A 20,010-nucleotide genomic window follows, 5' to 3' on the forward strand; every position below is an offset into this window, starting at 1 on the left:
GAATGACCTTAGCCAAGAAACTCGTGCTTTTGCTGATGGCGGCTGGAATGCTGCTCGCCGTCTTCCTCGAAAGCGTTCCGGCGCAGAGCGAAGAGATGAAACATGACATGGCCGGCATGGCGATGGGTGCGCAAAGCCCTGCCACCATTGGCTACAAGAAGGCGGTGGACAAGATGCACAAGGACATGATGGTCAAATACACCGGCAATGCCGATGTCGACTTCGTCCGCGGCATGATTCCGCACCATCAGGGCGCCATCGACATGGCCAAGGTCGAGCTTGCCAATGGCAAGGACCCGGAAATCCGCAAGCTTGCCGAAGGCGTCATTGCCGCGCAGGAAGCCGAGATCAAGCAGATGCAGGCCTGGCTTGCCGCTCATCCGGTGAAGTGAGCCCTTTCGCGACGCGGAGATTGGGGTGAGAACGCCTCTGGATTTCTCGCCCGCCCTGTGATGCGATCCGGCCTCGAACGGAGCCTGCCATGCCATCTGTCATCAGAACCACCACGCTGCCCTCTGGCGAAGCCATTGCTGTGCTCAGCCAGGGTACCTGGAAGATGGGCGAGGATTCGCGCCTCCGTGCCGATGAGGTGAAGGCTCTCAAACTCGGCCTCGACCTTGGCATCACGCTGATCGACACCGCCGAAATGTATGCCAGCGGCGGCGCCGAGGAGGTGGTGGCCGAAGCCATTGCCGGGCGCCGCGCCGAGGTCTTCGTGGTCTCGAAAGTTCTGCCATCGAACGCGTCACGCGCGGGCGTACTGCGCGCCTGCGAGAACAGCCTCAAGCGCCTGCGCACCGACCGCATCGACCTCTATCTCCTGCATTGGCCGGGCAGCGTGCCGTTGGTGGAGACGGTCGAGGCCTTCGAGGCCTTGAAGAAGGCTGGCAAGATCCGCCATTGGGGCGTCAGCAATTTCGACACCGAGGAGATGGAGGACCTGGCCGGTTTGCCCGATGGGGGCAACGTCCAGACCAATCAGGTGCTTTACAATCTGGTCCGACGCGGCCTCGAATTCGATCTCGCGCCCTGGAGCCGGCAGCGCGGCATTCCCTTGATGGCCTATTCGCCGGTCGAGCAGGGCGCGCTGGCGCGCAACGCCAGGCTTGAAGCCGTCGCCGCCCGCCACAATGCGACCTCTGCACAAATCGCCTTGGCCTGGGTGATGCACCAGGAGGGCGTCATCGCCATTCCAAAGGCCAGCAGCCAGGAGCATGTCCGTCAGAATGTCGCCGCACTCGGCATCAAGCTTACGCCGCAGGACATCGCCGATATCGACCATGCCTTTCCGCCGCCGACACGCAAGCGCGGCCTGGAGATGATCTGATCAGCGGTGAAGCTGCCAATCTCCCCCCTCGTGGGGGAGATGCCCGATAGGGCAGAGGGGGGCGCTGTCCCGCCAACATATCAATTATTTACAACGCCTGTCCTGCCCGCCATTCTCTGCCGAGCACCATCAGAGGGCAAGTTAAGCAAGGTCAGCACTCTACGACGCCCCCCTCTGTCCTGCCGGACATCTCCCCCACGAGGGGGGGAGATGGCGGTTTCGGCGCCGCCGCCCGGATGGCAAGACTATTTTCCCGCTAGCCCCTTCAGCCGGTAAAGCGCTTCCAGCGCCTCCCTTGGCGTCATCTCGTCTGGGTTGATGTCGCCCAGCGCGGCGCCGAGCGCGTCGTTCTTCACCGGCTTTGGCGCTTCGCGCTTCATGGCCACCGAAAACAGCGGCAGGTCGTCGACCAGCCGGTTGGTCTTGCCGGAAACCTCGCCTTCCTCCAATTGGTGCAGCACTTGTTTGGCCCGGTCGACCACCGCTTCCGGCAGGCCGGCCAGCCGCGCCACCTGCACGCCATAGGAGCGGTCGGCGGCACCCTTGCCGACCTCGTGCAGGAAGACGACGTCGCCTTCCCATTCCTTGACCCGCATGGTGACGTTGTGGAGCCGCGCCAGCTTGCCGGCGAGCGAGGTCATTTCGTGGAAATGGGTGGCAAAGATCGCCCGGCAGCGGTTCTTCTCATGCAGATACTCCACCGCCGCCCAGGCGATCGACAGGCCGTCGAACGTAGCGGTGCCGCGGCCGATCTCGTCGAGGATCACCAGCGCCCGTTCGCCGGCCTGGTTGAGGATCGCCGCCGTCTCGACCATCTCGACCATGAAGGTCGAACGGCCGCGCGCCAGATCGTCGGAAGCGCCGACGCGCGAGAACAGCCGGTCGACGACGCCGATATGGGCCGATGCCGCCGGCACGAAGGAGCCGGTCTGGGCCAGGATGGCGATCAGTGCGTTTTGCCGCAGGAACGTCGACTTACCGCCCATATTCGGGCCGGTCAGCAGCCAGATCGCGCCGTTCTTGGCACTCCCCTCCGGCGAGAGGTCGCAGTCATTGGCAACGAACGGGCCATCGCCCGAGCGGCGCAACGCCTGTTCGACCACAGGATGCCGGCCGCCTGAAATCTCGAAGGCAAGGCTCGAATCCACCACTGGCCGGCACCACGCCTCGCTTTCCGACAAAAGCGCCAGCGCCGCCGACACGTCGATCACGGCCAGTGCATCGGCGCCGGCACGGATCTTTTCCGCCTCGCCGACCGCTTCCGTCGTCAGCGCATCGAAGGCCGCCAGTTCGATGCTGAGCGCCCGATCGGCGGCATTGGCGATCTTGGTCTCGAGTTCGGCAAGCTCGGTCGTGGTAAAGCGCATGGCATTGGCCATGGTCTGGCGATGGATGAAGCGCGCCTTGGCGCCATCGCTGCCGGTCATCACCGCATGGTGGTTGGCGGTCACCTCGATATAGTAACCCAGCACATTGTTGTGCCGGATCTTCAGCGAGCGGATGCCGGTCTCCTCGATCAGCGAGCGCTCCAGCCCGGCGATGACTTTTCGCGATTCGTCACGCAGCGCCCGCATCTCGTCGAGTTCCGGGTGGTAGCCGCCCCGGACGAAGCCGCCGTCGCGCTTCAACAGCGGCAGTTCCTCGCCAAGCGCCTGCATCAGATGTTGGGCAAGCGCCTGGGGCAGCGCTTGAATAGCGGCCATTGCATCCGCCAATTCCTGGGGCAGGGCGGTCGTTGCAAAGATTTCGGCGATGGCGCCGGCCGCCTCGAAGCCGGCGCGCAGCGCGCCGAGGTCGCGCGGGCCGCCGCGGTTGAGCGCCAGCCTGGACAGCGCACGCGGCATGTCGGCGACGCTTTTCAGGCTTGTCCGCACCGCCAGGCACAGCCGGGTTTCGGAGCGGAAGAACGACACCGAGTCGAGACGCGCGCCGATCGCCGCCGGGTCGGTCAGCGGCGCCATCAGCCGGTCGGCGAGCAGCCTGGCGCCGCCGCCGGTCACCGTGCGGTCGATCGCCTTGAACAGCGAACCCTCGCGGCTGCCGGACAATGTGCGCAAGAGTTCGAGATTGCCACGCGTCGCCGGATCGATGAACAGGGTCGAGCCCTGCTCCTCGCGCTCCGGCCGCGACAGTGGCGGCCGCTCGGCCTTCTGCGTCTTCTCGACATAGGCGATGGCACCCGAGATCGCCGACAGTTCGGCGCGTGAAAACGTGCCGAAACTGTCCGGTGTCGCCACGTCGAAGAAGCGCGCGATGCGCCCCGTGGCCGAGGCCGAATCGAAAAGCGACGGCGGCTGCGGGTTGGCGACGCGGCCGAGTATGTCGAACACCGGCCGCAGCTCAGGATCATGAAACACCGGCTCGGCGACGATCAGCTCGCGCGGATCGACGCGGAAGATGTCGGCCAGCAGCCGGTCGGCGGTGGTCTCGGCAACGCGGAAGGCGCCGGTCGAAATATCGATCCAGGCAATTGCGAAGCTGTGGTCGCTGCCGCCCTTCACCCGCCCCAGCGCCATCAGGAAACTTGATTCCGACGGCGCCAGCAATTTGTCCTCGGTGATGGTGCCCGGCGTCACCAGCCGCACGACGTCGCGGCGCACCACCGATTTGGAGCCGCGTTTCTTGGCTTCGGCCGGATCCTCGATCTGCTCGCAGACGGCAACGCGGAAACCCTGGCCGATCAGCTTCTGCAGATAGTCGTCGGCCGCATGCACCGGCACGCCGCACATCGGAATGTCGTGGCCCTGGTGCTTGCCGCGCTTGGTCAGGACAATGCCCAGCGCCCGGCTGGCCTTTTCGGCATCGTCGAAGAACAGCTCGTAGAAATCGCCCATGCGGTAGAACAGCAGCGAATCCGGGTTCGCCGCCTTGATCTCGATGAACTGCTCCATCATGGGCGTCACTGCGGCCGTGCCGGGCTGTGGCGGCGTCATCACCTCGGGGGCGTCGGGCTCGTTCGGGCTGTGCATGTTCATGACGGGGCACGCTAGCAGATGTGATCGCGCGGTTTAATGCCGGCGCTTCGAAAAACGGGGGACGACCGAGGCGATCGCCTCCCTGCAATTGCCCTTCGGCCTGCGATTCCCGCGCGCGGGCGGTTTACACGCGGCGGTGTGTGGTCTTAATTCGGACCGAAACAAAGCACCCGCTTCAAGGAGGTGCTGCACCCACCGGCGAGGAAATCAAAAGCATCATGGCCAGGAAAACTGAGAACAGCGGCCCGTCCGTCAGCGCGCAGGAAGCGCTCGAGTTCCACGCGATGGGCCGGCCCGGCAAGCTGGAGATCGTCGCCACCAAGCCGATGGCGACTCAGCGCGATCTGAGCCTCGCCTATTCGCCGGGCGTCGCCGTTCCGGTGCGCGCCATCGCCGAGGACCCCAGCCGCGCCTTCGACTATACGACGCGCGGCAACATGGTCGCCGTCATCTCCAATGGCACCGCCATCCTTGGCCTCGGCAATCTCGGCGCGCTGGCCTCGAAGCCGGTGATGGAAGGCAAGGCGGTGCTGTTCAAACGCTTCGCCGATGTCGATTCCATCGACCTCGAGGTCGACACCGAGGACGCCGACGAGTTCATCAACTGCGTGCGCTTCCTCGGCCCCTCCTTCGGCGGCATCAACCTGGAGGACATCAAGGCGCCGGAATGCTTCATCATCGAGCAGCGCCTGCGCGAACTGATGGACATCCCGGTTTTCCATGACGACCAGCACGGTACCGCCATCATCTCGGCCGCCGGCCTGATCAACGCGCTGGAAATCACCGGCCGCGACATGAAGACCACGAAAATGGTCTGCAACGGCGCCGGTGCCGCCGGCATCGCCTGCATCGAACTGATGAAGGCAATGGGCTTCGCGCCCGAAAACATCATCCTGTGCGACACCAAGGGCGTGGTCTACCAGGGCCGCACCGAAGGCATGAACCAGTGGAAGTCGGCGCATGCGGTCAAGACCGACACCCGCAGCCTTGCCGAGGCGCTCGACGGCGCCGATGTCTTCCTTGGCCTCTCGGCCAAGGGCGCGCTGACCACCGCCATGGTGCAGTCGATGGCCAAGAACCCGATCATCTTCGCCATGGCCAATCCCGATCCCGAAATCACGCCGGAGGAAGTCGCCGAGATCCGCACCGACGCCATCATGGCGACCGGGCGTTCGGACTATCCGAACCAGGTCAACAACGTGCTCGGCTTCCCCTACATCTTCCGCGGCGCGCTGGATGTGCGGGCAACCACCATCAATGATGACATGAAGATCGCCGCGGCACGTGCGCTCGCCGAACTGGCGCGCAAGGACGTGCCCGATGATGTCGCGGCCGCCTATCAAGGCAACCGGCCGAAATTCGGCCCCAACTACATCATCCCGGTGCCGTTCGACCCGCGCCTGATCTCGGCAATTCCTCTTGCCGTGGCCAAGGCGGCGATGGAGTCGGGCGTCGCCCGCAAGCCGATCCTCGATCTCGACCGCTATGCGCAGGAACTGTCGGCCCGCCGCGATCCCATCGCCTCGACCCTGCAGCGCATCTACGACCGCGTGCGCCGCCAGCCTAAGCGCATCGTCTTCGCCGAGGGCGAGGAAGAGCAGGTGATGCGCGCCGCCGTCTCCTATGTGAACCAGAAGCTCGGCACCGCCATCCTGCTTGGCCGCGACGACGTCATCAAGGAAAACGCCAAGCACGCCGGCATCGATCTCAACAAGCAAGGCATCGAGATCATCAATGCAAGGCTGTCGCGCCGTAACGGTATCTACACCGACTATCTCTACGAGCGCATGCAGCGCAAAGGCTTCCTGTTCCGTGACTGCCAGCGCCTGATCAACAACGACCGCAACCACTTCGCCGCCTGCATGGTGGCGCTGGGCGATGCCGATGGCATCGTCACCGGCGTGACCCGCAACTATTCGACAGCACTCGACGACATCCGCCGCGTCATCGACGCCAAGCCCGGCCACCGCGTCATCGGCGTCTCGATCGTGCTCGCGCGGGGCAAGACCGTGCTGGTCGCCGACACCGCCGTGCACGACATGCCGAACGCCGAGCAGATCGCCGACATCGCCGAGGAGGCGGCCGGCTTTGCCCGCCGCATGGGCTACGAGCCGAGGCTCGCCATGCTCGCCTATTCCACCTTCGGCCACCCGCAAGGCGAGCGCTCCGAGCGCGTCCAGGAAGCGGTGCGCATCCTCGACAAGCGCCGCGTCGATTTCGAATATGACGGCGAAATGGCCGCCGACGTCGCGCTCAACGCGCGGGCCATGGCGCAATACCCGTTCATCAGGCTGACCGGCCCGGCCAATGTGCTGATCATGCCGGCCTTCCACTCGGCCTCGATCTCGACCAAGATGCTGCAGGAACTCGGCGGCTCCACGGTCATCGGCCCGCTGCTGGTCGGGCTGAACAAGCCGGTGCAGATCGTGTCGCTCAACGCCAAGGACAGCGATATCGTCAACATGGCGGCAATCGCGGCTTATACGGCGGGGACTTGACGAACAGTCTGCGCAAGGAACGGATCCAACGACCCGGCCTTCGGACGAGGCGGCGCCCAAACGCCATCGCCTCCCACCATAAGAGATTGATAAGATTCAGCTGATATAGGGAAACTCTTGCCGCATGCCGTAACGGCATCCACGGCGCGCTCAGACCGCTAAATGGGGGTGCGGCCATGAAGCATGACGGAGTTTCTGTATCCGCGGTCGGCCAGGGGGTCTACCACGACGAGCGGCTGGACGCCTTGCTCAGCATCACCGGCCGCATGGACGGTTATCTCTACCGTTGCCGCAACGACGCGTCCTACACCATGCTCTATATCAGCGACGGCATTTTCACCGTCAGCGGCTATCGTCCGAGCGATTTCATTCACAACGCGGTGCGCGACTATGTCTCGGCCATCCACCCGGATGACCTGCCGTCGGTCTATGCCGCGGTCGACGCCGCGCTCGAGGCGCGCTGCAACTGGAACGTCGACTACCGCATCGTGCCGAGGGTCGGCGAACCGCTCTGGGTCCGCGAGATCGGCGGCGGTGTCTGGGACGAAACCGGCGAACTCGAATTTCTGGAAGGCTTCGTCGTCGACATCAGCGACCGCAAGGTGGTCGAGGACCTCAACGCCCAGCTGCTTCTGGACCTGAAGACCGCCAACGAGGAACTGTCCGCGCAAAAACGCGAGATCGAGGTGGCCAAGCAGCAGAGCGACCATTCGGCCAACCACGATGCCTTGACCGACCTGCCCAACCGGCGTGCCTTCCACAACGAGCTCAAATCGGTGGTCGCCCGCTGCGGTGCCACCGGCGAGGCGGCCGGGCTTCTGTTCATCGACCTCGACCGGTTCAAGGAAGTCAACGACACGCTCGGCCACGAGGCCGGCGATGCGCTGCTGCAACGCGTGTCGAGCCAGCTTCGCTCGATCCTGCGCAGCGCCGATTTCGTCGCCCGGCTTGGCGGCGACGAGTTCGCCTTCCTGTTCTCGGCCGACACCGAACTGGCGCAGCAGAAGGCCGTGCGCGTGGCCGAACGCATCCTGGAGAGGTTGCGGATCAAGGTTCCGACGCCCAATGGCGCCATCCAGGTCGGTTGCACCGTTGGTGTGGCGATGTATCCGACGGAAGCCGACGATTGCGACGCGCTGATCGCGCTCGCCGATCGGCTGATGTATGTCGGAAAGAAGAGTGGTCGAAACCGGCTGGTCACCGCCACGGAAATGGCGCCGCAACAGCCATCGTCCGGGCCTCGCCACCCGATTCGCAAGACTGCTTAGGCGCATCTTTCAAGGGTGTGCATAAAAGCCCTCAGGCCAGGCCCATCGCTTGCTTGTGGCTGGCGATCTCCAGCAACAGCCACTCGCGGAACCGCTTGATGCCGGCCGAGCCGCGGTTGCCCGGCTTCTGCTGCAGGCAATAGCTCTCCGGAATTGGATGCCTGACCGGGAACGGCGCCACCAGCTGGCCGCTGGCCAGCAAATCCTGCGCCATGATGTTGTCGACCAGCGCCACGCCGCCGCCATTGACCGCCTCGCGCACGGCTAGCGCCGGGTCGTGGAAGATCGGGCCGGATTTCGCGTCGACCTTCAGGCCTTCCAACTCGAACCATTCCTCCCACCAGGCGGTGGTGTTCTCGTGCAGCAGCCTCTGTCCGGCGAGATCGGCGGGGAACCTTGGCGCATTCGGACCGGCAAGCAGGGCCGGCGCGCAGACGGGAAAGATCACCAGCGATACGAGCTGAATGTAGTCCGCATTGCCGGCATCGGCGGTGAACAGCACACGCAGATCGGCACTCGGATTACCGCCCCGGTTCTGATCGTCATGGATCGACACGTCGAGTTCGAAATCCGGGTTCGCCGCGCGAAAACGCGGCAGGCGGTCGGCAAGCCACAGGTTCATGAAGGTGGCGTTGATCGACAGCGAGGCGCGCTTGGCGGCAACGGGGCGGCCATGGCTGCCCATCTCTTCGGTGGCCGCCTCGATCGACCTGAAGGCTGTGGACAGCCGGCGGGCAAAGTGCGTGGCTTTCGGCACCAGTGTCACCTGGCGGATGCCGCGCTCGAACAGCTCGATGCCCAGCGCCTGTTCCAGGGAACGGATATGCCGGCTCACCGCCGAGGGCGTCAGCCGCAACTCCTCGGCGGCCTCCTTGAAGCTGTGCAGGCGCGCCGCCGCTTCGAAAGCCCGGATCGCATTCAACGAAGGCAGCTTCATGGGGCATGAGACAAAACTTCAGATGAGTTTTTGTCAAGTATGGTGGGCAGAAATGCCGTTTGTCGGACCGTGCCGAACGGGCAATTCTTGCGCGATCCAACCCCCTTGGGAGACGCGCCATGCGCCATCTTGCCACCCTTGCCGCATCGATGTTCGCCCTGTCCGCCTGCACGCTGACGGGCGTTGCCCACGCCGGCGAGGACAAGACCGTCAACATCTACTTCTGGTACGATTACGTGCCCGCCGACACGATCGCCGAATTCGAGAAACAGACCGGCATCAAGGTCGTCTACGATACATTCGATGCCGTCGAGATGCTGACGACCAAGGCGCTGACCGGGGGCTCCGGCTATGATTTGATCATGCCGGGCGCATCGATCGTCGGACAGTACATCAAGGCCGGTGCCATCCGGAAACTCGACAAGGCAGGGATTCCCAATGCCGGGGGTCTCAATCCTGACATCATGGCCTTCCTGGCCAGGCAGGATCCCGGCAACGCCTATGCGGTGCCCTATGCCTATGGCACGACCGGCATCATCTACAACAAGGCCCGGATCGCCGAGCGGATGAAGGACGCTCCGGTCAACAGCCTCGACATGATCTTCAAGCCGGAGGTGGTGCAAAAATTCCAGGATTGCGGCATCGCCATGGTCGATTCGCCCGAAGGCGTCATGTCGATCGCGCTCAATTATCTCGGCTTCAACCCGTTCTCGACCGACGAGAGCGAGATCAGGAAGGCAGCCGATCTGCTGACCGCGATCAAGCCCTACATCAGGCATTTCAAATCCGGCTCGATCATGAGCGAGATGGCGGCCGGCGATCTCTGCCTGGCGCTTGGCTGGAGCGGCGATGCGATCGGTGCGGCGACCAAGGCGGTGGACGCCAAAAGCGGCGCCGATGTCGGCTATGCCATCCCCAGGGAAGGCACGGAAATCTTCTTCGACGTCATCACCATCCCGGTCGATGCGCCGCACCCCGAAAACGCCGAGGCGTTCATGGATTTCCTGATGAGGCCGGAAATCGCCGCCCGCTTCACCAATGCGACACTCTATCCGAACGCGGTCGAGGCGGCGGCGCCGATGATCGACAAGACAGTTCGCGACAATCCCGACATCTACCTCTCGCAAGAGACGATGAAGCATCTGTTCGCCGCCCAGCCGCGCGACCAGAAATCGCTGCGCCTGGTCACCCGCCTGTGGACCGGCTTCACCACCGGAACCAACTGATCCCCGGCCTGCTTGGCACCTCTCTCCAGAAAAAAGATGTGATCGATATGCTCAATTCCCTGCCGCGTTCGCGCCAGACCGACGATGCCGTTTTCGGCAAGACCATCTATGGCGGCTCGCACGAGCCGGTCTATGGCGGTGTCCTGTCCTTCATGCGCCGCCGGCTGACCCGCAACCTTGACGGTGTCGATGTCGCCGTCTGGGGCATCCCGTTCGATGCGGCCGTGTCCAACCGGCCGGGCGCCCGCTTCGGCCCGCAAGGCGTGCGGCGCGCCTCGGCCATTCTGGAGGGCGACCCGCAATATCCTTTCCGCGCCGATCCGTTCGAAAGACTGGCGGTCATCGACTATGGCGATTGCGGCCTCGATTTCGGCCGTCACGACGAGACACCTTGGCAGATCGAGGCGCAGGCGAGCGAGGTCGTCGATGCCGGCGTCACGCTGCTGTCCATCGGCGGCGATCACTACGTCACCTGGCCGCTGCTCAGGGCGCATGCGAAGAGATATGGCCCGTTGGCGCTGGTCCAGTTCGACGCCCACCAGGACACCTGGCTCGACGAGGAGAAGCGCATCGACCATGGCTCGTTCGTCGCCAGGGCGGTCGCCGAAGGCCTCATCATACCGGAGCGCTCGATCCAGGTCGGCATCCGCACCCACGCGCCGGACAGCTGCGGCCTTGAAATCCTGCATGGCGAAGATGTCGCCGAACTCGGCGTGGCCGCCGTCATCGAGCGCATCAAGGCGCGTGTCGGCGATGCCAGGACCTATCTGACCTTCGACATCGACTGTCTCGACCCTGCCTTTGCGCCCGGCACCGGCACGCCGGTCGCCGGGGGCCTTTCGTCACGCGAGGCGCTGATGATCCTGCGGCGGCTGGGTTCGCTTGATATTGTCGGCGCCGATGTCGTCGAGGTGGCGCCGGCCTATGACCATGCCGACGTCACGTCGATCGCCGGTGCCGCCGTGCTGCAGCACTATCTTGGCCTGCTGGCGGAGAAGAAAGGCTAGCCCGAGCTCAGAGGGCTTCAGCCCGGCGCGAACACCCGTGCCGCTTCGACGACCTTCTCGATCTGGTCCTGCCGCAGCAGGTCGATCGGAATGCGGCCGTCGAGTTGCGCAGACGGCCGCGTCAGCCACAGCCAGGCCAGTCTCGGATTGCCGATCAGCGACTGCACGTCGCTTAGGCCGGCGACCGGCCTGCCGTCGACGAATTGCGCCAGCGGGAAAACGTGCTTGCGGCCGCCCTTGCGCAAGGCGATGACGTCGCCGCGCCTTTGCCAGCGGTGCAGGGTCGAGCGGGCGATGCGCAGGTTTTCTTCCAGGTAGGTCGAGCCGGCGACGCGGCCGGCCCAGTCCTCGATCAGCATCGATTCGAGGTCGTCGGACTGGGGCGATACAGGAAGCGCTTCATCGGCCAACATAGCCGTCGGCAGGTTTGTGGCCCCGGCTTCGCTGCGACGCGCGGCTTCCGCCGCCAGCGCACGCACGAATTTCGAGGCAAGGCCGGGAAGGTCGGCATGGATGGCGTCGATGGCGCGCTGATGCTTCGGCGACAGCAAGGTGACGGCGGACGCTATGCTGCCGGCGATCTTGCCGACCGAGACGACGGTGGATTGGTTTATCGCCTCGTCATAATGGGCAAGCGCGCGTTCGACGTCCTCCGCGACCATCTCCGCGAAGTCGTCCTGTCCAAGACCTGTCTGAAATCTGCTCATGCATCTGTCTTCCGGCCGCGCGCGCGCTCCCCTCAGCCGCGGCCGATTGCTGAATTTCTAGTGCGGAAAACGGAAATCATGGCGGCAACGAAACGCACCGCCCGACAGCTTGCTGTCTTGCATCTTTCAACACCCCATCTGACTGCGAGTGCCCCGAAATGTCAGTCACGGGACGCTCTCATTTTCGTGTAGGAGCGATATGTGACAATCACGCGACGGTGAGAAGCGAGGCGCTTTTCCTTCTCCCACAAGGGGAGAAGGGAAAGGCGCCTTACAGCAACCCGGCCAGTTCCGCCTCGCGGCGCAGGTTTTGCCTTGGCCTTGGGCCAAGCTGCTGGATCACCAGGCCGGCGGCCAGTGAGCCGAGGTCGCCGCAGGTCTTGAGGTCGCGGCCTTGCGTGTAGCCATGCAGGAAACCGGCGGCGTAGAGATCGCCGGCGCCCGTCGTGTCGACCAGTTCCCGGATCGCCGTCGCCTGGATGACCACGGTCTCGCCGCCACGCACGATGACCGAGCCTTTTTCGGAGCGGGTGACGGCAGCGATCTTGCAATCCTTGCGGATCTGCGCCAGCGCTTCATCGAAGGACGATGTCTGGTAGAGCGACTTGATCTCGTGGCTGTTGGCAAAGACGATGTCGACCGTGCCCGAGCGCATCAGCTCGAGGAATTCGTCGCGGTAGCGGTCGACGCAGAACGAATCCGACAGCGTCATAGACACTTCGCGGCCTGCCGCATGCGCCAGCCTGGCCGTCTGCCGGATCGCTTCCTTGGCGCGCGGCGGGTCCCACAGATAGCCCTCGAAATAGGTGACCTTGGCGCCTGATGCCTTGTCGGCCTCGACATCTTCCGGTCCGAGCTCGACGCAGGCGCCGAGATAGGTGTTCATCGAGCGCTCGCCATCGGGCGTGACGAAGATCATCGAGCGCGCCGTCGGCGGCTCGCCGGTGAGCGGCTTGGTGTCGAAGGCGACGCCCTGTGCATGGATGTCGTGCGCGTAGATTTCGCCCAGCGCATCATTGGAGACCTTGCCGAAGAAGGCGGCGCGTCCGCCGAAGGAGGCGACGCCGGCCGCCGTGTTGCCGGCGCTGCCGCCGGAGGCCTCGATCGCCGGACCCATGCGGCTGTAGAGCAGTTCGGCGCGCTGCGTGTCGATGAGGTTCATCGCGCCCTTGATGATGCCGTTGGTTTCGAGGAAGTCCTCCTCGCACTGGGCGATGATGTCGACAATGGCATTGCCGATGCAAAGCACGTCATAATCCGGCATCAATGTCTCCGCCAAAAACCCGAGCCGGCTTCTTGCCACGCTGGCCGGGCGCGGGTTTAGCGATTCGCGACGGCTTTGCCTAGGGCATGTTGATATTCAGCTGATGCCGGCCCTGACCCGGACCCCGGAGCGCGACACGCCAGGCGCTACGACAATTCGACCGTGGACGAAGCATTTCTTCGCGGCGTTGCCTACAAGTCAGGCCCGATCGACCGCATCCGAAGACGGCAAGCCCATGTCCTTAAAGAACGACACGACAACAGACCTCGCTTTGCTCGGCGTGTTGGCTGTGCTGTGGGGCGCCTCCTACACCTTCATCAAGATCGGCGTCGAAACGATCCCGCCGGTCACCTTCATCGCCGCCCGCACTCTGATCGCCGGCGGCATTCTGTTTGGCATCATCCGCTGGCGTGGGCTCGCCATGCCGCGCGATGCCGCCACGTGGCGCCGCTTCGCCTTCCAGGCATGCCTCAACAGCGTCATACCGTTCACGCTGATCGCAGCCGCCGAGCGCTCGGTCGATGCCGGCCTCGCCACCATCCTCAATTCCACCTCGCCGATTTTCACCTTCCTGCTGACGGCGCTCATCACCCGCCACGAGCCGGTGACGACGCGCAAGCTGGTTGGCGTCAGCGCCGGCATCATCGGCATCTGCCTCGTCATCGGCACCGAGGCGCTTGGTGGACTTGGCCATGAATTGTGGGCGCAACTGGCCATCGTCATCGCGACGATCTCCTATGCCGGCGCCGCCATTTTCGGTCGTGGCTTTAAGGGACTCGATCCGATGCTGCCGGCGGCCGGCTCGATGCTCTGCGGCGCGGTCATGCTGGTGCCGCTCAGCCTGGTTGTCGACCAGCCCTGGACGCTCACGCCATCGATGGCGTCGATCCTGGCCCTGCTCGGCCTGTCGGTGTTCTCGACGGCGCTCGCCTTCGTCATCTATTTCCGCCTCATCCACACGCTGGGTTCGGTCGGCACGACGTCGCAGGCCTATCTGCGCGTGCCGATCGGCGTCGGCATTGGTGCTGTCTTCCTCGGTGAAAGCCTGGGGCCGACGGCGTGGCTGGGCATGGCCTTTGTCGTGGTCGGCGTCGCGGCCATGACCATACCGGTCAGAAAGCCGGCACTGGCACGGTAGGCGCCTGGATTTACTTGTGCTCAAGCCCCGCCCTGCCTATCTCGGGAGCGTCCGCCTTTCCGGCGCTATCGCTGACATGGGGGTTGAAGCACGGTGATATTCGACGCTGCCCGCACCGCGGCCCTTGAGCTGCTCTCGCCACCGTTTCGTGCCGTGTTCCTCAAGACGCTGGGCCTGACCGTGCTGGCGCTGGTCGCCTTGTGGTTCGGCTTGACCAGCCTTGTCGAGTGGCTGGCCCTGCCATGGCTCCAGGCCCTGTTGCCCGGCATACCGTCCTGGGCCGGCTGGCTGGGCGGCATCATCGCGGCGATAGCGCTCGCCTTCGGCACAGCGCTGCTCGTCGCGCCGGTCACGGCGGTGATCGCCGGCCTGTTCCTCGACGATGTTGCCGAGGTGGTCGAGCGCACCGACTATCCCCTCGAGCCGATCGGGCGCGCCATGCCGGCATTGCGCTCGCTGGTGCTGGCGATCAAATTCTTCGGCGTCGTCATCCTCGGCAACATCGTGGCGCTTCTGCTGCTGCTGGTGCCGGGCATCAACATCGCCGCTTTCTTCATCGTCAACGGCTATCTGCTCGGCCGCGAATTCTTCGAATTCGCCGCCATGCGCTTTCGCCCGGAGGACGAAGCCAGGGCCTTGCGCCGGCAGTATGCCGGCACGGTGTTTCTCGCCGGGCTGGTCATCGCGGCCTTCCTTGCCGTGCCGCTGCTCAATCTGCTGACGCCGCTCTTCGCCGCCGCCATGATGGTGCATCTGCACAAGGCGATTTCCGCGCGCGAAAGCCGCCGGTAACCGCAAGTCATGCAATCGGCCCATTAGGCCGAGGATTTGCCGTACAGCGCCTGCAATTTGCCGAACGGCATGGCGGCGCGCGTGAACCCGAACGTGCCGTCCTGCTGGATCTCGCGCGCCGCCGTCTCCAGCATGCCATAGGCGAAATTGGTCAGCCACGGGCCGAGCGAAATGCGCTTCACACCAGCCATTGCGAGATCGGCGATGGTGAAGCCTGGCTTCGCCATGACGTTGACCGGCTTGCCGACCGCCGAGCAGAGCGTGCGCACCATCTCGACGTCGCCGATGCCCGGCGCATAGAGCACGTCGGCGCCGGCCTTCTCGAAGGCCTGCAGCCGCTTGATGGTGTCGTCGAGATCGGACTTGCCCCAGAGAAAATTCTCCGCGCGCGCCGTGAAGACGAAATCGCGCTTCAGCGCCCGCGCCGCTTCCACCGCCGCCGCGACACGCTCGACCGCATGGGAGAAATCGTAGATCGGCCTGTCCGGATCGCCGGTGTGGTCCTCGATCGAGCAGCCGGCAAGGCCTGCCGCTTCCGCCGCGAAGATGGTCTCGGCGGCCCGCTCGGCGCTGTCGCCCTTGCCCTTCTCCAAGTCGGCCGAGACCGGCAGGTCGGTCGCCGCCGTCACCTCACGGCAATGATGGATCATTTGCTCGAAGGTCACCGCGCCGTCCGGCAGGCCGCGCGAAAAGGCAAAGCCGGCGCTGGTCGTCGCCAGCGCCTTGAAGCCGAAGGATCCGAGCAGCTTGGTCGTGCCCGGATCCCAGGGATTGGGCATGACGAAGGTCGAGGCATGCAGGTCGCGAAAGATCTTGCCCTTGTCCATGAATGCTCCCCATGACGAGTGTCGAGCGGATGCTATCGCGCTGTCTCCGGTCGGGCAAATAAATGCGTTTGGTTCAGAAGCGTTTCTCGTTCTCTGCTGACAATTTGGCGAGTGCGTCGGAATCCGCGACGTAGCGCGATGTCTTTTTGTCCCAGTGGTATGTGACCGAGATGTCGCGCGACAACGCCTCGGGCGGCGCGTCGTCGCAGCTTTCATCGCTGGGCACGGTGCTGTCGGTCACCGTCACCTTGAAGGCGGCATAGGGCTGGCCGTCGGCGATGGACTGGAACGCCACATCCTGCTTGCGGCTGTAGGCGCAGAGCCTTTCGTCGAACGTGTAGATCATGTCGATCAGCTCGAACCTGTCGTCGCGGACCATGATCAGCGGCGTGATCACATAGCCCTGGCTCGAATTGAAATGCGTGCTCATGGTGATGAGCATGTCGTCGCCGGCGCCGATCGAAAGCTTGTTCGGCTCGCGGAAATAGGTGCTGCGGTCGACCGCGACATTGGCCGCATCGAGCAGTTTCGGCTTGGCCGTGACGTCGTAGAGCGCGAGTATCGCATAGCCCTCGGCGCTGTCGGGAGAATCGCCGAGGTCGAACAACATCGCCAGCCGGTCCTTGCCGCCGGCCTTGATGGGCAGCAAGGCGGCGTTGGGGAAACTGGATGTCTCGGGCGGTGAACCGCCGCTATCCGGTCCCGCGATGTGGCGCATCTCGATCGGCAGCCCGCCCTTGTAGAAGCCCTGCCCGTCCGAGGCGAGATCCGGGATGACCATTTTGGCCAGGTCGAGGTAAGTCACATCGGTGCGGCCGGGCAGGGTGCTGCTGAGTTCGGGAAAGCTCACAGTCTGCGCGCCGGCCGCGGTCCACAGCAGCGGCAGCAGCATCAAGGCGAGGATGACGCGGACAAGGTTCGTTGGCATGAGGCCCCCCAGGATCAGGCCACTGACGCTAGCACGGGTTTCCGGTTCCGTGCAGCAGTGCCGAAATCAATGAATCGGCACCAGCCCGGCCAGTTCGCGCATGTCGTCGAACAGGATGCCGCCGGCCTCGGTCAGGCCGTCGCGGTCCGAATAGGGGTCGCCATGATAGGAAAACACCCGCATGCCGGCGGCGATCCCGGCCTGTGTGCCGGCAACGCTGTCCTCGATGACGATGCAATCGGCGGGCGCGAAGCCCATGGTCTTGGCCGCATGCAGGAACAGGTCAGGAAACGGCTTGCCACGCCCGACCATGGTCGCGGAGAACATCGCATGTTCGAACAGCGGCAACAGTCCGGTCCGGCCAAGCGTGATGTGCATCTTCGAAATCCTGGCCGAGGTCGCGACGCAATAGGGGATGCCGGCCGCGCGGACCGCCTCGATGAACTCCCGCACATAGGGGATCGCCTCGACGCCGTGGGAAAACAGGTCCGGCAGGCCGGCATTCCAGCGATCGACGAAATCGGCGCCGAGCCGCACCTCGGTCTGCGCCTCGATCTCCTTCTGCACCGAGGCCATGCTGCGGCCGGAGAAATTCTTGCGGCAATATTCGAAGCTCGTCGGATAGCCGGCGGCCGTCAGCCATTCGGCGAGGCGTCGATTGGCGAGGTTCTCCGTGTCGACCAGAATGCCGTCGCAGTCAAAGATGACCAGCTTTGGAATTTGCATTAGGCGGTGCCGGTCGATCCGAACCCGCCCGAACCACGCGCCGTGCCGCCGGCGAGCGAACGCTCTTCGACGGCCACTTGCGTCACCGCCGCGAACACGATCTGGGCGATGCGCATACCGCGCGTCACCGCAAAATCCTCGTCGCCGAGATTGATCAGCAGCACCTTCACCTCGCCGCGATAGTCGCTGTCGACCGTTCCCGGTGAATTGAGGACGGTGAGGCCATGCTTGAAAGCAAGGCCGGAGCGCGGCCGCACCTGGCCTTCCATGCCTTCGGGGATTTCCAGGATCAGGCCGGTCGGCACCAAGGCGCGTTTGCCAGGCAGGATCAGCAGCGGCCGGTCGTCGGGCACCGCCGCGCGCAGATCCATGCCGGCGGCGCCAGTGCTCTCATAGGCGGGGAGGGGCAGTCCTTCAGCGTGCGGCAATCTGACGAAGCCGACAGTCGGACCGATGACGGAGGAGTTTTGGAAAGCTGCGCGCATAAAATCGATCCTATCGGCGCGATTGCCGATTCGGTCAATTCGCGCGCACCGCTATCAACGGCTTTCTTTCAGGCATCACTATGACCTGAGCACGCTTTAGCGCACTTCCATCGGAACCACCGTCGTCTCCTTGATCTCCTCCATGACGAAGGAGGCCGAGACATCGGACAGCGCCACCTTGGCGATCAGCCGCTGGTAGAGTCGGTCATAGGCCTTCACGTCGGCGACGCGGGCGCGCAAGACATAGTCGAGGTCGCCCGACATGCGGTAGACGCCGGTGATCTCGGGAAAGCCGGTCACCGCCGCCCTGAATTTGTGCAGCCAGTCGGGATCATGATTCGACGTGCGGATCAGGATGAACACCGAAAGGCCAAGCCCGAGCTTGTCGGCATCGACCAGCGCCACGCGCCCGGTGATGACGCCATCCTCTTCCAGCCGCTTGACGCGCCGCCAGCAGGCATTGCGCGACAAGGCCACCCGTTCCGACAGCTGGTCGACCGACAGCGTGCCGTCGCGTTGCAATTCGGCAAGCAGTTTGCGGTCTATTTCATCGATATCCAGCGCCATGTTGGGATGTTTGTCCCATAAAGCGGCAAGATACAAGGACATTTTGAGACCGATGAACCGGCGAAGCGTGTCAGGATACTCATATTGGAACGCAAGCGCTGAAGGGGAACAACATGTCGCTCGCAAGCATCTTCACATCTCATCCGGCCAAGGTCGGCGAAACCTATTTCGGTCATATGGCCTTTGCCGCCTGGTTTTCCTCGCGCCTGCTGATGGCGGCCGGCGCCGCGCTCGTTCACGCTTTCTTGCCATTTCTCTTCGAGACTACCGCCAGCCGAATCGTTCGCGAGCTTTACGAGCGGACGCACAACAGAGGCACACACGCGACCAAGGGGCCTGCGGCTCTTCCGGATCGCGCCTAAAGGACGACAGAAGCGATGTGCCGGTGGGCGGCCTATCTCGGTGAAGCGGTCTTTCTCGAAGACATCCTGACCGCGCCCTGCCACTCGCTGATAGCCCAGAGCCATTGCGCCCAGGAAGCCAAGTCGCCGACCAATGGCGACGGTTTCGGCCTTGCCTGGTATGGCGACCGGCCAGAACCCGGCCTCTACCGCGACATCCTGCCGGCCTGGTCGGATCCCAATCTGAAGAGCCTGTGCCGGCAGATCAAATCCGGCCTGTTCCTCGCCCATGTGCGGGCATCGACCGGTGGCGCCACCAGCCGCATGAACTGCCATCCCTTCATCTCCGGTCCTTGGTCGTTCATGCACAACGGCCAGATCGGCGGCTTCGAAAAGATCCGCCGCGCGCTGGAGAATTCCCTGTCCGACGCTGTCTTCGACCAGCGCGAAGGCACCACCGATTCCGAACTTTTCTTCCTGCTGATGATCGACGAGGGATTGGCCGACGACCCGCAAGGCGCCGTCGCGCGCGCCACTGCCCGCGTGCTTGAAGTTTCTCGCCGCGCCGGCCTTGAGCCGGCCTTGAAGCTCACCGCCGCCTTCTCCGACGGGCAAGCGCTGCACGCGGTGCGCTATGCCACCGACGCGCATGCGCCGACGCTTTACACCTCCTCCTTGCGCAGGGGCGGCGGCCGCTGCATCGTTTCGGAGCCGTTCGATCGTGAAGGCGGCGACTGGCAGGCCATTCCGCCATCGAGTTTCGTCACCATGACGGGGGAGGGCATGGCCATCCGTCCTTTCGCGCCCGCATCGGCCAGACTGGCACTGGCCGTCTAGTTGCAAATTGCGGCGACATCGCGGGCCAGCGCCCCCCTCTGTCCTGCCGGACGTTCGTCGTTCGGAAAGCCAAGCAATTGGCTTTCCGTCCGCTACGCGGACCACTCCTCAACCCCCACGAGGGGGAGATTGGATGTCACCATGGCTTTCGCCAACCTCC

Annotated in this window: 19 protein-coding genes; 10 read left to right on the top strand and 9 right to left on the bottom strand. The window is 64.2% G+C overall.

Going from position 1 to position 20,010, the window contains the following annotated elements; all coding sequences use genetic code 11:
* Window positions 1-2 precede the first annotated feature (2 nt).
* On the top strand, window positions 3-392 hold the full coding sequence (gene copM, locus CKW40_RS16505; RefSeq protein ID WP_095200934.1) for a CopM family metallochaperone: 390 nt from the start codon (window positions 3-5) through the stop codon (window positions 390-392).
* 89 nt (window positions 393-481) lie between these two features.
* Window positions 482-1,327, top strand: a complete 846-nt coding sequence (locus tag CKW40_RS16510) for an aldo/keto reductase (RefSeq protein ID WP_095200935.1) — start codon at window positions 482-484, stop codon at window positions 1,325-1,327.
* 245 nt (window positions 1,328-1,572) lie between these two features.
* Here CKW40_RS16510 and mutS read toward each other — a convergent pair whose 3' ends face one another.
* Window positions 1,573-4,260, bottom strand: coding sequence for a DNA mismatch repair protein MutS (gene mutS / locus CKW40_RS16515; protein WP_244571205.1), 2,688 nt, complete (start codon window positions 4,258-4,260; stop codon window positions 1,573-1,575).
* A gap of 260 nt (window positions 4,261-4,520) precedes the next feature.
* Here mutS and CKW40_RS16520 point away from each other — a divergent pair, with 260 nt between their 5' ends.
* Window positions 4,521-6,800 (top strand): NADP-dependent malic enzyme, encoded by a 2,280-nt coding sequence (locus CKW40_RS16520; RefSeq protein ID WP_095201051.1) that lies wholly within the window; start codon window positions 4,521-4,523, stop codon window positions 6,798-6,800.
* 176 nt (window positions 6,801-6,976) lie between these two features.
* The gene (locus tag CKW40_RS16525; RefSeq protein WP_095200937.1) at window positions 6,977-8,068 is read left to right on the top strand and encodes a sensor domain-containing diguanylate cyclase; all 1,092 of its coding nucleotides are present in this window, start codon (window positions 6,977-6,979) and stop codon (window positions 8,066-8,068) included.
* 31 nt (window positions 8,069-8,099) lie between these two features.
* On the opposite strand, the gene CKW40_RS16530 is transcribed toward CKW40_RS16525, so the two are convergent.
* A complete protein-coding gene (locus CKW40_RS16530) occupies window positions 8,100-8,990 on the bottom strand; it encodes a LysR substrate-binding domain-containing protein (RefSeq protein ID WP_244571200.1) in 891 nt (296 codons plus the stop codon).
* 134 nt (window positions 8,991-9,124) lie between these two features.
* Between CKW40_RS16530 and CKW40_RS16535 the strand changes: the two genes are divergently transcribed.
* The gene (locus tag CKW40_RS16535; protein ID WP_095200939.1) at window positions 9,125-10,231 is read left to right on the top strand and encodes a polyamine ABC transporter substrate-binding protein; all 1,107 of its coding nucleotides are present in this window, start codon (window positions 9,125-9,127) and stop codon (window positions 10,229-10,231) included.
* Window positions 10,232-10,278: 47 nt separating this feature from the next.
* A complete protein-coding gene (gene speB / locus CKW40_RS16540; RefSeq protein ID WP_095201052.1) occupies window positions 10,279-11,238 on the top strand; it encodes an agmatinase in 960 nt (319 codons plus the stop codon).
* Window positions 11,239-11,255: 17 nt separating this feature from the next.
* Here the strand turns inward: speB and CKW40_RS16545 are convergent, their stop codons facing one another.
* Both CKW40_RS16545 and CKW40_RS16550 read right to left on the bottom strand, forming a co-directional pair.
* The gene (locus CKW40_RS16545; protein WP_095200940.1) at window positions 11,256-11,945 is read right to left on the bottom strand and encodes an antitoxin Xre/MbcA/ParS-like domain-containing protein; all 690 of its coding nucleotides are present in this window, start codon (window positions 11,943-11,945) and stop codon (window positions 11,256-11,258) included.
* Window positions 11,946-12,216: 271 nt separating this feature from the next.
* A complete protein-coding gene (locus tag CKW40_RS16550; RefSeq protein WP_095200941.1) occupies window positions 12,217-13,209 on the bottom strand; it encodes an adenosine kinase in 993 nt (330 codons plus the stop codon).
* A 235-nt stretch (window positions 13,210-13,444) separates the two neighbouring features.
* Between CKW40_RS16550 and CKW40_RS16555 the strand changes: the two genes are divergently transcribed.
* Window positions 13,445-14,347 carry a DMT family transporter gene (locus CKW40_RS16555; protein ID WP_095200942.1) on the top strand — a complete coding sequence of 301 codons (903 nt, stop codon included), beginning with the start codon at window positions 13,445-13,447 and terminating at the stop codon, window positions 14,345-14,347.
* A 93-nt stretch (window positions 14,348-14,440) separates the two neighbouring features.
* A complete protein-coding gene (locus CKW40_RS16560; protein ID WP_095200943.1) occupies window positions 14,441-15,139 on the top strand; it encodes a sulfate transporter family protein in 699 nt (232 codons plus the stop codon).
* 23 nt (window positions 15,140-15,162) lie between these two features.
* Here the strand turns inward: CKW40_RS16560 and CKW40_RS16565 are convergent, their stop codons facing one another.
* From CKW40_RS16565 to CKW40_RS16585, 5 genes are all read right to left on the bottom strand, one after another.
* Window positions 15,163-15,966, bottom strand: coding sequence for an isocitrate lyase/PEP mutase family protein (locus tag CKW40_RS16565; RefSeq protein WP_095200944.1), 804 nt, complete (start codon window positions 15,964-15,966; stop codon window positions 15,163-15,165).
* A gap of 73 nt (window positions 15,967-16,039) precedes the next feature.
* Window positions 16,040-16,894: a hypothetical protein gene (locus tag CKW40_RS16570; protein WP_095200945.1), complete on the bottom strand. Its 855-nt coding sequence runs from the start codon at window positions 16,892-16,894 to the stop codon at window positions 16,040-16,042.
* Window positions 16,895-16,960: 66 nt separating this feature from the next.
* On the bottom strand, window positions 16,961-17,620 hold the full coding sequence (locus tag CKW40_RS16575) for an HAD family hydrolase (RefSeq protein WP_095200946.1): 660 nt from the start codon (window positions 17,618-17,620) through the stop codon (window positions 16,961-16,963).
* Complete coding sequence (dut, locus tag CKW40_RS16580; protein WP_095200947.1) at window positions 17,620-18,105, bottom strand: dUTP diphosphatase; 486 nt, start codon at window positions 18,103-18,105, stop codon at window positions 17,620-17,622. Before dut ends, CKW40_RS16575 begins: the two co-directional genes overlap by 1 nt.
* Before the next feature lie 96 nt (window positions 18,106-18,201).
* A complete protein-coding gene (locus tag CKW40_RS16585) occupies window positions 18,202-18,672 on the bottom strand; it encodes an Lrp/AsnC family transcriptional regulator (protein WP_095200948.1) in 471 nt (156 codons plus the stop codon).
* A 113-nt stretch (window positions 18,673-18,785) separates the two neighbouring features.
* On the opposite strand from CKW40_RS16585, the gene CKW40_RS16590 reads away from it, so the two are divergent.
* The gene (locus CKW40_RS16590) at window positions 18,786-19,034 is read left to right on the top strand and encodes a DUF6356 family protein (RefSeq protein WP_095200949.1); all 249 of its coding nucleotides are present in this window, start codon (window positions 18,786-18,788) and stop codon (window positions 19,032-19,034) included.
* 15 nt (window positions 19,035-19,049) lie between these two features.
* Window positions 19,050-19,850 carry a class II glutamine amidotransferase gene (locus CKW40_RS16595; protein WP_095200950.1) on the top strand — a complete coding sequence of 267 codons (801 nt, stop codon included), beginning with the start codon at window positions 19,050-19,052 and terminating at the stop codon, window positions 19,848-19,850.
* The last annotated feature ends 160 nt before the right edge of the window (window positions 19,851-20,010 follow it).

The organism is Mesorhizobium carmichaelinearum (assembly GCF_900199455.1).
Taxonomy (GTDB): Bacteria; Pseudomonadota; Alphaproteobacteria; order Rhizobiales; family Rhizobiaceae; genus Mesorhizobium; species Mesorhizobium carmichaelinearum.